At 64.2% G+C, this 14,273-nt stretch carries 14 protein-coding genes; 7 read left to right on the top strand and 7 right to left on the bottom strand.

Translation table 11 applies throughout. The annotated features are described in order from the left end of the window. Positions 1-4 precede the first annotated feature (4 nt). Positions 5-802: an enoyl-CoA hydratase-related protein gene (locus RX330_RS03465; RefSeq protein WP_317242080.1), complete on the bottom strand. Its 798-nt coding sequence runs from the start codon at positions 800-802 to the stop codon at positions 5-7. 153 nt (positions 803-955) lie between these two features. On the opposite strand from RX330_RS03465, the gene RX330_RS03460 reads away from it, so the two are divergent. Beyond that, entirely contained in the window at positions 956-1,930 is a 975-nt protein-coding gene (locus RX330_RS03460) for a ketopantoate reductase family protein (protein WP_317242079.1), read from the top strand. Positions 1,931-1,933: 3 nt separating this feature from the next. Here the strand turns inward: RX330_RS03460 and RX330_RS03455 are convergent, their stop codons facing one another. The 3 genes from RX330_RS03455 to RX330_RS03445 form a co-directional block, all read right to left on the bottom strand. Then, complete coding sequence (locus tag RX330_RS03455) at positions 1,934-2,608, bottom strand: alpha/beta family hydrolase (RefSeq protein WP_212079623.1); 675 nt, start codon at positions 2,606-2,608, stop codon at positions 1,934-1,936. A 114-nt stretch (positions 2,609-2,722) separates the two neighbouring features. Continuing rightward, on the bottom strand, positions 2,723-4,279 hold the full coding sequence (locus RX330_RS03450; protein ID WP_317242078.1) for an acyl-CoA synthetase: 1,557 nt from the start codon (positions 4,277-4,279) through the stop codon (positions 2,723-2,725). Next, on the bottom strand, positions 4,276-5,016 hold the full coding sequence (locus RX330_RS03445) for a TetR/AcrR family transcriptional regulator (RefSeq protein WP_212079621.1): 741 nt from the start codon (positions 5,014-5,016) through the stop codon (positions 4,276-4,278). Before RX330_RS03445 ends, RX330_RS03450 begins: the two co-directional genes overlap by 4 nt. A gap of 88 nt (positions 5,017-5,104) precedes the next feature. Here RX330_RS03445 and RX330_RS03440 point away from each other — a divergent pair, with 88 nt between their 5' ends. From RX330_RS03440 to RX330_RS03420, 5 genes are read left to right on the top strand one after another with little or no spacing between them, the layout of a single operon-like run. After that, positions 5,105-6,286: a lipid-transfer protein gene (locus RX330_RS03440; protein WP_317242077.1), complete on the top strand. Its 1,182-nt coding sequence runs from the start codon at positions 5,105-5,107 to the stop codon at positions 6,284-6,286. Between the two features lie 8 nt (positions 6,287-6,294). After that, positions 6,295-6,753, top strand: coding sequence for a MaoC family dehydratase N-terminal domain-containing protein (locus RX330_RS03435; RefSeq protein ID WP_317242076.1), 459 nt, complete (start codon positions 6,295-6,297; stop codon positions 6,751-6,753). After that, positions 6,750-7,160 (top strand): MaoC family dehydratase, encoded by a 411-nt coding sequence (locus tag RX330_RS03430; RefSeq protein WP_212079618.1) that lies wholly within the window; start codon positions 6,750-6,752, stop codon positions 7,158-7,160. Before RX330_RS03435 ends, RX330_RS03430 begins: the two co-directional genes overlap by 4 nt. 21 nt (positions 7,161-7,181) lie before the next feature. Beyond that, positions 7,182-8,009, top strand: coding sequence for an SDR family NAD(P)-dependent oxidoreductase (locus RX330_RS03425; protein WP_317242075.1), 828 nt, complete (start codon positions 7,182-7,184; stop codon positions 8,007-8,009). Positions 8,010-8,022: 13 nt separating this feature from the next. After that, positions 8,023-9,168, top strand: a complete 1,146-nt coding sequence (locus RX330_RS03420; RefSeq protein WP_317242074.1) for an acyl-CoA dehydrogenase family protein — start codon at positions 8,023-8,025, stop codon at positions 9,166-9,168. A gap of 1 nt (position 9,169) precedes the next feature. On the opposite strand, the gene RX330_RS03415 is transcribed toward RX330_RS03420, so the two are convergent. After that, on the bottom strand, positions 9,170-10,150 hold the full coding sequence (locus RX330_RS03415; protein WP_317242073.1) for a helix-turn-helix domain-containing protein: 981 nt from the start codon (positions 10,148-10,150) through the stop codon (positions 9,170-9,172). A 120-nt stretch (positions 10,151-10,270) separates the two neighbouring features. Here RX330_RS03415 and RX330_RS03410 point away from each other — a divergent pair, with 120 nt between their 5' ends. Further along, the gene (locus RX330_RS03410) at positions 10,271-10,996 is read left to right on the top strand and encodes an alpha/beta hydrolase (protein WP_317242072.1); all 726 of its coding nucleotides are present in this window, start codon (positions 10,271-10,273) and stop codon (positions 10,994-10,996) included. Between the two features lie 80 nt (positions 10,997-11,076). Here the strand turns inward: RX330_RS03410 and RX330_RS03405 are convergent, their stop codons facing one another. Next, positions 11,077-12,813, bottom strand: coding sequence for a caspase family protein (locus RX330_RS03405; protein WP_317242071.1), 1,737 nt, complete (start codon positions 12,811-12,813; stop codon positions 11,077-11,079). 307 nt (positions 12,814-13,120) lie between these two features. After that, positions 13,121-14,269 (bottom strand): amidohydrolase/deacetylase family metallohydrolase, encoded by a 1,149-nt coding sequence (locus RX330_RS03400; RefSeq protein ID WP_317244052.1) that lies wholly within the window; start codon positions 14,267-14,269, stop codon positions 13,121-13,123. Between the last annotated feature and the right edge of the window lie 4 nt (positions 14,270-14,273).

The following is a 14,273-nucleotide window of genomic DNA, read 5'->3' as shown; positions in this document are numbered from 1 at the left end:
AGCTCTAGCCGCCGCCCCACTTCGCCGCCCGCTTCTCGGCGAACGAGGCCAGCCCTTCCGCCGCTTCTGCGCTCTGGCGCTTGAGTGAATGCAGATGCACCAGCCGGGTGTACGCCGCATCGTCCACCGCCATACCGCCGAACGAGCTTTCGAGCGCGAGGCGCTTGGTCTCGGCCATCGCGTCGGGTCCGTTGGCGAGCAATTGCTCGACCACCTTGCGGCCTGCAGCTTCGAGTTCGGCGAGCGGCACGACCTCGTGAACGAGGCCGATGCGGCGGGCGTCCTCGGCACCAAAACGTTCGCCGGTCAGCGCGTAGCGGCGGACTTGCCGCACGCCGATGGCATCGCAAAGCTGCGGGATGATGATCGCAGCGGTGAGACCCCAACGCACCTCGGTGATGGAGAACAGGGCATTGTCGGCGGCAATCACTACGTCGCAGGCCGCGATCACGCCGGTGCCGCCGCCGAAACAGCCGCCCTGCACCAGGGCGACGGTCGGGATCGGCAGCGTGTTGAGCCGCTGCACCGCTTCGAAGGTGGCGCGCGACGCTGCCTCGTTGGCCTCCGCTGATTGCGGACGCACGCCGTTGATCCATTTCAAGTCGGCGCCGGCCTGGAAATGCCTGCCGTTGCCCCGGAGCACGACGACGCGCAAGGCCGGCTTCTTCGCCAACTCGTCCATGGCCGCGAGCACGCCTGCGATCAGGGCACCGTCATAGGCGTTGTTGACTTCCGGCCGGTTCAACGTGACGTTCGCAACCCCACGCTCATCAAGGGTCCACAGGACGGGGCTGGCAGTCATCGGCGATCCTCCGGTCAGTTGCTTGGCACGCACTATGGCCGAGGCCACGCGTCCCGATCCATATCTTTCCAGCGTAGGGCGGTCGCGCCCATCGCATGGCGGCTTGTGTCATGCTGCCGCCCTGACGGCACCAAGGGACAGGACGGAATCATCATGCGCATCTGCATTTTCGGCGCGGGGGCCGTCGGCAGCCACATCGCGGTCCGGCTGGCGCGCGCCGGCCACGAGGTCTCATGCGTGATGCGGGGCGCGCATCTCGAGGCCGCGCGTGCAGGCGGCCTCAAGCTGCGCGTCGGCGATTCCGAGGTCAGCGCCAAGGTGAACGCATCGGGCGATCCGGCCCAGCTCGGCCCGCAGGACGTCGTGATCTCGACGCTGAAGGCAACCGCGCTAACGGGGCTGGTTTCCAGCATCAAGCCGCTGCTCCAGGACGACACCGCGATCATATTTGCGCAGAACGGCATCCCCTGGTGGTACGGCATCGGCCTGCCGCCGCGGCATCCGACCCCGCCCGACATATCCTTCCTCGATCCCGGCGGACGCCTGCGCGCCTGCATCCCGAAGGAACGGATCATCGGCGGCGTCGTCTTCTCCTCCAACGAGGTGACCGCGCCCGGCGTGGTGCACAATCTCACCCCGGACCGCAACCGCCTCTTGATCGGCGAATGCGATGACCGCCATTGCGAACGCATCACCAAGCTTCGCGGCGTCTTCAACGAGGCGCGGCTGGAATCGCCGCCGGTCGCCGAGATCCGCGAGGCGATCTGGTCAAAGCTGCTGACCAACATGTCGCTCTCGGTGCTGTGCCTGCTCACCGGCCAGACCGCCCGGGGCGTGCGCGACGACCCCGCCTTTGTGGAGGTGATTCCACGCATGCTGAACGAGGCCAATGAGATCGCCCAGCACTTCATCCCCGAAGTCAAGCGCGTGACCCGCAGCGGCCCTGCCCCCAATCACAAGCCGTCGCTGCTCCAGGATTACGAGCTCGGCCGTGCCATGGAAATCGACGTGCTGGTGAGGGCGCCCCAAGCTTTCGCGCGCACCGCCGGCCTGTCGACGCCGACACTCGATCTGATCGCCGCGCTCGCGATCCAGAAGGCGCGCGACAAGGGGCTTTACTCCGCGTGAAGTTCAGGCGAGCAGGTCGATCCACGCCGCCAGCGTGTCGAGCACCTCTGACAGCGCCTCGTCGTTGCTACGGCCGGACTTTTTCAAGACCGCGAAGGAGTGATCGCCGCCTTCGATCTCATGCAGCGTCGCCTTCGGCCCGAGCGTGGCGATCACCGGCTTGAGGTGGCCGAGATCGGCAAGCCCGTCGCGCGTGCCTTGCAGGAACAGCATGGGAATGGCGATGCCGGTGAGGTGTTCTGCGCGCTCGGATGAGGGCTTCTTCGCGGCATGCAAGGGAAAGCCGAGGAAGGCGAGCCCTTTGACACCAGGCAGCTGTGCCTTCGACTGCGCCTGCGACGTCATGCGCCCGCCGAACGATTTTCCGCCGGCAACGAGCTTCAATCCCGGGCACAGCCGCGCCGCCTCCTCCACCGCCGCGCGGATGGCGGCGTGCGCGACCGCCGGCTGGTCTGGACGCCCCAGCTTCTTCTCCATGTACGGAAAATTGAAGCGGAGCGTCGCGATGCCGCGCTCCGCCAGGCCTGCCGCGACCTTCTCCATGAAGGAGTGCCGCATGTCGGCGCCGGCACCGTGCGCCAGCACGTAGCAGGCGCGCGCATGGTCCGGCCGCGTCAGCACTGCCGAGACCGTGCCGATGCGCTCGATGTCGAGCTTGAGCTCGCGCGTCTCGACCAAGACTGAATGTTCCCGAATGGATCGCACTAATGGTACCTGCGCGACCGCGATCTGAAAACACGAAACTTCGCGCACTCGTCGCGGGTGTGTGCACCTCGATGCGAGCGGAAGCCGTCAGCTGACCCGGCGTTCCCGCCCCTCCCAGAACGGCCGGCGCAGCTCGCGCTTCAGCACCTTGCCGGCGCCAGACAGCGGCAGCGGCGTCTCGGTGATCTCGATGCTGCGCGGGCACTTATAGCCAGCAATCAACGTCTTCGTGAACTCGATCAGCTCGCCCGCCGAAACATCCACGCCGCTGCGTCTGACCACGACGGCATGGACCTGCTCCCCCCATTGTTCATTGGGAATTCCGATGACGGCGCATTGCAGCACCGACGGATGCTGCGCCAGCGCGTTCTCGACCTCGACCGAATACACATTCTCGCCGCCCGAGATGATCATATCCTTGACGCGGTCGACGACATAGATGAACCCGTCCTCGTCCATATAGCCGCCATCGCCCGTGTGCATCCAGCCGTCGACGACGGCGCGCGCGGTCTCCTCCGGCCGTTCCCAATAGCCCATCATCACGGTGTCGCCGCGCACCACGATCTCGCCGACCGACCCTGCCGGCACGGGCCGGTCGTTCTCGTCGACGATGCGGACCTCGCAGCCGAGCGTGGCGCGGCCGGCACCGCGATGACGTCCCTTTCTGCGCCCCTCCCCGACATGCTCGCCGGCATGCAGCAGTGTCGCGATCGGCGACAATTCGGTCATGCCATAAGCTTGCGTGAAGCGCACATGCGGCAGCGCGCGAGCGGCACGGTCGAGCACCGCCTCGCTGATCGGCGAGGCCCCGTAGATGATGTGCTTGAGCGACGACAAGTCGTAGTTTCCGATCGCGGGGTGATCGACGAACATCTGGATCATCGTGGGCACCAGCAGAACGTCGGTGACGCGCTCGCTCTGCATCGCAGCCATCACGCCTTCGGGCGTGAAGCCCTGAACGATCACGTTTGAGCCGCCGGAGAGCAGCAGCGAATACATCGCAGCGCCGTTGGCGAGGTGAAACATCGGGGCCGCGTGCAGATAGGTCGTGCTCGCCGGAAACAGTCCTTCGCCGAGAGCGTTGAGCGCATTCGCCATCAGGTTCTGGTGGCTGAGCATCACGCCCTTGGAACGCCCGGTGGTTCCGCCGGTGTAGAAAATGCCGGCGAGATCATCGCCCTTGCGCATGGCATCGGCAACCGCAGCGCTGCCGGCCACCAGATCCTCATAGCTCTCCATCCCGGCCGGCACCTCGCCGTCATCGGCATAGATCAGCTTCAACTCCGGAATGGCGCCGGCGAGCTGCGCGCCGACCTGGGCGAAGGCCTTGTCGACCAGCAGAACGGAGGCACGGCAATCGCGCAGCGCATCCTCGTTCTCCAGGGCGCTCCAACGGATGTTGAGCGGCACGATTACGCCGCCCGCCCAGCCGGTCGCGAGGTAAAGCTCGAGATAACGGTCCGAGTTGAAGGATAGCACGGCGACGCGATCGCCGTCTTTGACGCCGCGCGAGCGCAGGCCGCCGGCCAGCCTGACAACACGCTCGCCGAGCTCGCCCCATTTGCGGCGCCGCTGGCCGTAGACGGTTGCGAGCCCGTTCGGATTGATCTGCAGCGCGCGCCGTAGCCCGTGCGTGATGTTCATCGCGGTCCTCCTGTACGCTTCTTCCCTGGTGTTGCGCGTCCTGAGTTGCGCCGTTGCGGCGCCCTCGGCGTCTTCTTTGTCATGTGCTGCCTGCCTGCGGTCGCCAGACCTTCGGTCAGCCGAACCGTGAACTCGTCGGCGATTTCGGTCGGCGACAGCTCGCCGTCACGGCGATACCAGTGGCCGATCCAGTTGAGCGAGCCCGCGATCGCGAACGCCGCAAGCTTGGGGTCGCAAGGCCTGATCGAGCCGTCGTCGATGCCGCCGGAGATGTACTTGCGGAAGGTGACGTCAATCCGCTTCTTGGCGGCGCGCGCGACACCGGCATTCCGCTCGGTCAGGTCGCGCAGGTCGAAACGCACGAGGCTCGCGCCGAAATCGGTCGCCATCAACCCGGCATAGGCGTGCACCAGCTTGCGCAGCTTGGCGAGGCCCGAACCACCGCCGGCGTTGATCTCCGTGATCACGCTGTCGACAAGCTCGGCACCCATCGACCAGCATTCGAACAGGATTTCGTCCTTGCCCCGGAAGTAATTGTACAGCGCGGGCTTGGTGATGTTCAGCCGATCGGCGACCTCGTTCAGGGTCACGCGATGATAGCCCTGCTCCAGGAAAAGCTGCACGGCGGCGCGCAGCACCGCCTCGCGCTTTTCGTCGCGAGCGCGGCGCCGGCTCTCGAACGGCAGCCACGGAGAAGGCGCCGGCGAGGGCGGCGGAATGGACGGCGCTGAAGCCATGCTCGATCGGTTGACTCTGGTGGGCATCGGGCGATATGTTACCCGTGGGTAAGAAAAAGTCCAATGGGTAATTTATTCGGAGGAAGCGATGTCTGACGTCATCGTAGCAGGGGTCGGCATGATCCCCTTTGCCAAGCCGGGCGCCAGCGCGCCCTATCACGAGATGGGGACGGAAGCGGCCAGGCTCGCACTCGCCGACGCAGGCCTCGGCTACGAGACGGTCCAGCAGGCCTATGTCGGGTACGTCTACGGCGATTCCACCTGCGGGCAGCGCGCGCTCTACCATGTCGGAATGACCGGCATCCCCATCGTCAACGTCAACAACAACTGCTCGACCGGCTCGACCGCGCTGTTCCTGGCGCGGCAGATGATCGCGAGCGGCGCGCTCGATTGCGTGCTGGCGGTCGGCTTCGAGCAGATGAAACCGGGCGCCCTCGGCAGCGTCTATACCGATCGCCCGAGCGCCTTCGAAGAATTCGACGCGGCCGCCGACCAGCTGATCGACGCTCCCGGCATCCCGCTGGCGCTGCGCTATTTCGGCGGCGCCGGGCTCAGCCACATGAAGAAGTACGGCACCCCGCTCGACGCCTTCGCGAAGGTGCGCGCCAAGGCGAGCCGTCATGCCAAGAACAATCCGCTCGCCCTCTTCCGCAAGGAAATCACGGCGGATGACGTGATGAACGATCAGGTGATCTGGCCCGGCGTGATGACGCGCCTGATGGCGTGCCCGCCGACCTGCGGCGGCGCCGCCGCCGTACTGGTCTCCGAGCGATTTGCGGACAGGCATGGCATCGGCAAGCAGGTGCGCATCGCGGCTCAGGCCATGACCACCGACACGCCCTCGACTTTCAAGGCCGGCGACATGATGCAACTGGTCGGCTACGACATGGCCAAGGAGGCGGCAGGCCAGGTTTATGAAAGCGCCGGTATCGGCCCTCGCGATCTCGACGTCGTCGAGCTGCACGACTGCTTCGCACACAACGAGCTCATCACCTACGAGGCGCTCGGGCTCTGCGGCGAGGGAGAAGCCGGCAAGTTCATCAATGACGGCGACAACACCTATGGCGGCCGGATCGTGACCAATCCGTCCGGAGGTTTGCTGTCGAAGGGACATCCGCTCGGCGCCACCGGGCTTGCACAGTGCTACGAGCTGACGCGGCAATTGCGTGGCACCGCAGGCCCCACGCAAGTCGAGGGGGCGAAAATCGCGCTCCAGCACAATCTGGGCCTTGGCGGCGCCTGCGTCGTCACCCTCTATCAGCGGCACTGATTTCCGTCATGGTCGACCAGTCCGCCGTAGGGCGCTGCTTCACGCCCGTCACCGCCCGCGTGGAACCGGGTCGTCTTCGCTACTTCCTGAATACGCTGGGTGAGCAGAACAAGGTCTACCGCGACGTAGATGCGGCGCGGGCGGCCGGATTCACCGGCATGCCGGTGCCGCCGACCTATTTGTTCTGCCTGGAGATGATGGACGTCGACGATCCCTTTGAAATGTTGACCGCGCTCGGCATCGACCTCGCCCGCGTGCTGCATGGCGAGCAGAGCTTCGTCTATCACGCGCCGGTTCTGGTCGGCGACACCCTGACGCTTCGGCCGCGCGTAACCAGTGTGACGAATAAGAAGGGCGGCGCGATGACGCTAATCGGCATCCAATGCGAGGTGACCAACCAGGACGGCGTGCATGTCGCTGATACCGGGCGCACCATCGTGGTCCGCAACGAGGTTGCGTCGTCATGACGGCATCCGCAGACATCAAGGCCGGCGACCGCATCGTCCATAAGGTCTTTCCGCCGATCACCCGCCACACGCTCGCGCTCTACTGCGGTGCATCGGGCGACCATAATCCGATCCACGTCGACATCGACTTCGCCAAGTCGGCCGGATTTCCCGACGTGTTCGCCCACGGCATGCTGGTGATGGCCTGTCTCGGGCAGGCGCTCACGGATGCGGTGCCGCCATCGAAGCTCCGCGGTTTTGCGACCCGGTTCGTCGCCATCACCCAGCTCGGCGCCGAGCTGACATGCGAAGGCACCGTGACGGAGCTCTTCGCCGAGGCTGGCGAGCGCCGCGCGAGGCTGGCGCTCACCACCAGAGACGATCGCGGCGAGGTCAAGCTCGAAGGCAGCGCCGTCATCGCGCTCTGACAGCAAAGAGGATTCATTCAAATGGCAAAACTGCAGGGAAAAGTCGCGCTCGTCACCGGCTCGGGCCGCGGCATCGGGCGCGCGATCGCACTCAAGCTCGCACGCGAGGGCGCCAGGGTCGTCGTCAATGACCTCGATGCCGAGCCTGGCGATGCCGTGGTCGCAGAGATCAAGGCGCTCGGCGCCGACGCCGTCGCCGTGAACGGCAGCGTCTCGGAAGCGGGTTTCGCCGACCGCTTTGTCGGCGCCGCACTGGACAAGTTCGGCGGGCTCGACATCATCGTCAACAATGCCGGCTACACCTGGGACTCCACCATCCAGAAGATGACGGACGAGCAGTTCCAGGCCATGCTCGACGTCCATCTCGTCGCCCCGTTCCGGCTTCTGCGCGCGGCGGCCGAGCCGATCCGGGTCTTCGCCAGGAAGGAAGCCGAGGAAGGCCGCGAGGTGTTCCGCAAGGTCGTGAACATCTCCTCGATCGCCGGCCTCTACGGCAATGCCGGACAGGCCAGCTATTCCTCGGCCAAGGCCTCGCTGATTGGGTTGACCCGGACCATGTGCAAGGAGTGGGGCCGCTACAAGGTCAACGTCAATTGCGTCGCCTTCGGGCTCATCAACACCCGTCTGACCCAGCCGATCGAGGCCCAGCAGAAGACCATCGACGTCGCCGGCCGCGACATCAAGGTGGGTGTGCAGCCGCACATGCTGGATGCCATGTCGCGCATGATCCCGCTCGGCCGTGGCGGCACGCCGGAAGAGGCGGCCGACGCGGTCTATCTGTTCTGTAGTCCGGAATCCAACTATATCAGCGGCCAGGTGGTCGTCGCCGGCGGCGGCCTGATTGTCTGAGAACGAGGCCCCGATGCATTATCGATCGTCATGGATGACCGAAGAGCTGGACACGTTTCGCGACCAGTTCCGGAAATATCTCGCCAAGGATCTCGCGCCGCATGCCGAAAAATGGCGCGAGCAGAAGATGGTCGACCGCTTTGCCTGGCGCGGGCTCGGCGAAATGGGCGCGCTGCTGGCCAGCGTGCCCGAGGAATATGGCGGCCTGGGCGCGACCTTCGCCTATGACGCCGCGGTGCTCGACGACCTCGAAAGCACCGTGCCGGAGCTGACGACTGGCGTTTCCGTGCACAGCGCCATCGTCGCCCACTACATCCTCAATTACGGCTCGGAGGAGCAGAAGAAGCGCTGGCTGCCAAAGATGGCCTCGGGTGAGATGGTCGGCGCCATCGCCATGACCGAACCCGGCACCGGCTCGGACCTGCAAGCCGTGAAAACCACGGCGAAGAAGCAGGGCAATTCCTACGTCATCAACGGCCAGAAGACGTTCATCACCAACGGCCAGGCCGCCGACTTGGTCATCGTGGTCGCGCGCACCGGCGATGCCGGGGCGAAGGGCATCTCGCTGATCGTGGTCGAGACTTCAGGCGCGGATGGCTACAAGCGCGGGCGCAACCTCGACAAGATCGGCCTGCACGCCTCCGACACGTCGGAGCTGTTCTTCGACAACGTCACGGTCCCGCCCGAGAACCTCCTCGGCAAGGAGGAGGGCCAGGGTTTTGTCCAGCTGATGCAGCAATTGCCGCAGGAACGTCTCGCGCTCGCGGTCGGCGCCGTCGCCGCGATGGAGCGCGCGGTCAAGCTCACCACAGAGTACACCAAGGAGCGCAAGGCGTTCGGCAAGCCGCTGATGGACTTCCAGAACACCGCCTTCAAGCTCGCCGAGCGCAAGACCGAGGCAATGATCGCGCGCGTCTTCGTCGACTGGTGCATCGAGCGCCTAGTCGCCGGGGATCTCGACACCGTCACGGCGTCGATGGCGAAATACTGGTGCTCGGAGAAGCAGGTCGAAACCGCCGACGAATGCCTTCAGCTGTTCGGCGGCTATGGCTACATGCAGGAATACCCGATCTCGCGCATCTTCATCGACTCCCGCATCCAGAAGATCTATGGCGGCACCAACGAGATCATGAAGCTGCTGATAGCAAGGTCTCTGTAGGTCATCGCGCACGCCAGTCGCGCGGTCGGCAGCCGAAGCGCTGCTTGAAGCGCCGGCTGAAGTGGGAGAGGTCCGAGAAGCCCCAGTCGAACGCGATGGCGCCGATGGCACGATCCGCCATCGCGGGATCGCCGAGATCCCTGGCGATACCATCGAGCCGATGGTCGATGACGTAATCGGTGAAGCTGGAGCCCGATCGCGCGAGCAATTTGTGCACGTAGCGCTCGCTGATGCCGACGGCGTCAGCGACATCGGCGACCACAAGTCCAGGCTCGCGGAGCCGCCGATGAATGGCACGCTTCAGCGCCAGCGCGGTTGCGTCGGCAAGACTCTCGGACTCCGCAGCGCCCGCCCGGCTCCGCCGCGACAGGCTCACGGCGACCAGCTCGATCAACGCCCGGAACAGCCGCACGCCCTCGTCCTCGCTCATCCGCATCGCGCCGCCGCTGAGCGTGCGCGCGGTCTCGACGATGAGATGGCCGACCAAGGGATCGTCAGAGACGCGCGCCGCAGCGACGTCGAACGAAGGCGGCAGCCGTTCGCGCAAAGTCTCTCTCGGCACCCAGAACGAGGCAACGCGCAGTTGCGGACCACGATCATGCAGGAGCGCAAACTGCCGGTCGCTGTCGAAGATTCCAACCTGGCCGGGTGACAGGCTGATCTCGCGGTCCCCCTGCTTAATGCGACAGCGGCCGGCCAGCTTCAGATTGAGGTAGAAGCAACTGCGATCGGATGCCGCGATGTCGGCCGCGGAACGCCGCACCACATGTTCGGGAAAGCTGACGCGGTTGATCGCGGCATCGCCGAGCCGGACGTGCTCGACACTGGCCGGAAAGCCCGTTGCGGCCGCCGGCTCCGGCGTCAGGTTCATGAAGGCCTGGCAGATCGCCTCGCGATAATAGGCGAACTGCTCGTCCGGCCGCACGCCCGCGGTATTCCAGGCCGATTGGCGTGACGGAACGGCGCGCTCGATCTGCTGCATCGGTTCACTCCGAGACCAGTCCGGTTCATTTCCAGCCAAGCAAAAGTTCCGCCGCCGGACCACACTGGCCGCGCGGCGACACTGCGCCGATCTAACCACACCCTCGGGAGGAGCCACAACATGCCGACCTACGTCCTCGTGCACGGCGCCTGGCACACCGGTGCCGAATTCGAGCCCGTGGCCGCACCGATCCGCGCGGCCGGCCATCAGGTCCATACCCCCACCATCAAGGGCAACCGTCCGGGCGATGCCAAGACCACGGGCCTGAAGGAAGCGATCCAGTCGATCGCCGACTACCTGGCCGAGAATGACCTGAAGGACGTCATCCTGCTCGGCCATTCCTATGGCGGCATGGTCATCACCGGCGTCGCTGACCTCGCGCCCGAGCGCATCCGCCGCCTGGTCTACTGGAATGCCTTCGTGCCCAACAATGGCGAATGCCTCAACGACATGGTGCCGCCGCACTATGTCGGCCTGTTCGACGCGATTGCGGCCGAGCGCGGCGACGGCTCGGTGGTCTTGCCTTTCCCGATCTGGCGCGAGGCCTTCATCAACGATGCCGATCTGGACACGGCGCAGAGGGCCTACGACGTCCTCAATCCCCATCCGCTGGCGACCTTCACCGACAAGATCGCGCTGAAGACTGATCCGGCCGAGATGCAGCTGGCCAAATCCTACATCAACTGCACCGAGGACACCGCGCTGCCGCACAGCTATGGCTGGCATCCGCGTCTATCGGAGAAGCTCGGCCTGTTCCGCCTGCTGCAGGTGCCGGGAAGCCATGAGCTGTGCTTCTCCGATCCGGCCCGGCTCGCCAGGGCGATCATGGCGGCGGGACGCGACTGAGCCGATCTACGCGATTCATCCCGCGTCGCGATGACGACGCCTTCGGCGTCGACCTCGCGATCTCCGAATAGGGAAGGCCATCATTTACTGACAAAGAAGAAATCCTCTTTGCCCGGTAGGGATCCGTAAGTGTAGGGCTCTTGCCTTCCCGCCGTCGCTTCCAACACATCGTCGCGGACGAGCCGAAAGACCTTGTTCATTTCCACGCCAGGCGTTGCGACGCGCTGAACCAGTGCAATTGCAAAGGGCGAATTCCGTCCTTCGCCATCGAGGGCAGTCTGGCCGTGCTTTGCCGCGAAAACGACGAGCGAAGCGCCCTTTACCTTGATTTCGCCAAGTCCTCGCCCGACCGCGCGAGTCCCGATCTCGCCGACGTTGCTCGCATCGAGCGTCACGGCCTCGCGCGGCCCCGTTCGCTTGATTGTGTCCGCGAATGGGTTGTTGCGACAGGCGTCCAGCACGATCAGCTTCAGCTTACGCGCGCCATCTATCGATGCCATCACCTGATCAACGGGCACTGCCTCGAACTGCACGTCTCGGTCAGTCCTCAGCACAACGTCAATCGGAAGCAAATAATTTCTTCCCGCCATCTCGATGCCGTGGCCCGAATAGTAGACGACGGCCCAATCGGCAGCGTCAGAAGCGCGTGCAAACCGCTGGAGAGCTGCCGTAAGTCGCTCCTTCGTCGTATCCGTCGCCACCATCACTTCGTCGAAACCAATGTTTCGAAGTGCGGCCGCAACGGCTTCAGAATCGTTCAGGGGGTTCTTAAGAACTCCGGCTTTTTGATAGGCGGCGTTACCGATGACGAGTGCGACCCGGCGTCCCTGACGCTCGGAACCGGACGGCAAACGGGGAGCGGTCAATACTGGCGCAATCAGGGGCGACGTGGTGACCGCAAATGGGGCCACAGGCTTGCCCGTCGTGACGGGTATGACGGGCTGGGCTTCACCCGAATCCAACGCCGCAAGCCTCGCTCTCGCGGTTATTTGCGCTTCGAGATTGCTGTCATATTGCTGCGCGGGAAATCCAAGGGCTTTTTCGAAATCACTCCGGGCCCTCTTCAGATCGCCCATCCGCTCATAGGTTAGCCCGCGACCAGTATACGCGGTAGCAAAATCGGCCCGCGAACTGATCGCTCTATCAAAATCCTCGAGTGAGCGAGAAAACTCCCCCCGAAATCGGAAAAGGTCTCCGCGCGCGCAAAGTGCGATTACCGGCTCGACCTTGTTTTTCTCGAACAATGCAATCGATCGAGTGAGATCCGTGAGCGCGGACTCCAGATCCCCGCCTTTCAAGTGATACTTGCCGCGATGAGCTAACGGCCCCGCCTGGCCTTCCGGATCAAGTTTGAGTCTCGTATTGATGTCGTCGATGGCGCGGCCATGTTCTCCCTTGCCACTGAAGGCTACAGCCCGGTTGCCATAAGCCTCTCCGCTCTTCGGATTGAAGGCAATAGCGCTGTTTGCATCGCGAATGGCGTTGTCGAAATCTCCGAGACCGTTAAAAACGCTTGCGCGGTTATTGAACGCGGCGTCCTTCTTGTCTGCCAGATCAATGGCACGCTGCAGATCGCTGAACGCCTGATCGAAATTCTTGGTTTGGATGAAGATGAGGCCGCGACGGTTGTACAAGTCGGTCTCATTTGGATAGATCGCCATGGCTTCTTCGACGACCGAGAGCGCTTTGTTGTAATCCAGAAAACAAAAGAGATGGATTTCGATCTTTCCCAAGAACCCGTGCATTCGAAAGAACCATCGATCCTCCCCGCTCATCTTCTTTCGTGCGACGAGCGGATCACTGAGAAACAATCGCATGGACTCATTCTCGTCGGCCAAGGCGCGATCGCAGTCTCGTTTCGCAAGCCAGGCTCTTGAACGGACGTGAAGATGGACGAAGCTATCCCAGCTCCGCTTCCGCAGAAGGTCCGTGCAAGCCTGGATTGTTCCATCAGAGTCGTAGTCCCTGTTTTTGCAGTTGTCGCGCGATTGCGATGCGGCCCGACAACTCGGTACGAGCAGCAACGAAGCAATGGCGACGAGCAGGGTGACTACCGCGGCCTTCCGCATGAATCTCATTGCCGGAAGAGCTAAAGGGGCCCGAATAATATCTCTCATCGCCACTTCACATGCTCTCGTTCGGATGCCACCAGCGGCCGCCGATGACGACACCTTCGGAGACGATCTTGCGGTCGCCGATCAGGTGCTCGCCGACGACGTCCTCGTAATCGAACTGGCCTTGCTTCACGGCGATCAGCGTGGCGTCGCCGACGCTACCCGGCTTGAGGCTGCCGAGCTCGGGGCGCCGCAGCGCCATGGCGGCATTGACGGTGGACGCCGCGATCACATCCGACAGCTCCATGCCCATGCATAGGAATTTCGACATCGTCGTCACCTGGTCATAGGCGGGACCGTCGATGCAGAGTTGGTGGATGTCCGAAGAGATCGTATCCGGATAGAACCCGTTGGCGAGCATCGCACGGGCGGTCTTGAACGCGAACGAGCCCTTGCCGTGGCCGATGTCGAACAGCACGCCGCGCTCGCGTGCATCCAGCACCGCCTTCTTCACCGTGCCTTGCGCGGTCGCCGGCGTGTTGGGGAACGGGCGGAACGCATGGGTGAGCACGTCGCCGGGACGCAGGCGTGCCAGCACCTCCTCATAGCTCGGCGGCGGATGGTCGATATGCGCCATCAAGGGCATGCCGACCTCGTCGGCAACCTGCAGCGCGATGTCGAGCGGGACGGTCCCTGATGTCCCCGAAGAATGCAGCCCTACGCGCACCTTGATGCCGACGATGAGGTCGCGGTTGGCATCGGCCACCTCGGCCGCCTCGATCGGATTCATCAGCCGCAACTCCTCGCTCTCGCCGACCATGATCCGGTGCGAGAAGCCGAAGATGCCGGCATGCGAGACGTGCAGGTAAGCGAGGATGCGGACCTGGCTCGGCTCGATCACATGTTTGCGGAAGCCGGCGAAATTGCCGGGGCCGGCGCTGCCGGTATCGACCGCCGTCGTGACGCCGGAGACACGGCAGAACTCCTCGGCATCGATGCCGAGCGACGTGCCGCCCCAATAGACATGGGTGTGCAGATCGATCAGTCCCGGCGTGACGATGTATTTCGAGACATCGCGCACATCCGTGCCCGGATCGGCCTTGAGTCCGGCGCCGATGGCGGCAACCTTGCCGCCGGCGAAGGCAACATCGGTCACGGCATCGAGCTTCTGCGAGGGGTCAATCACGCGGCCTCCGCGCAGGATCAGGTCGAAAGTCATCATG

The sequence above is a fragment of the Bradyrhizobium sp. NDS-1 genome, assembly GCF_032918005.1.
GTDB classification, from domain to species: Bacteria; Pseudomonadota; Alphaproteobacteria; order Rhizobiales; family Xanthobacteraceae; genus Bradyrhizobium; species Bradyrhizobium tunisiense.
The sequence above is the reverse complement of the archived record's forward strand: the minus strand, read 5'-3'. Positions and strand labels throughout refer to the sequence as shown.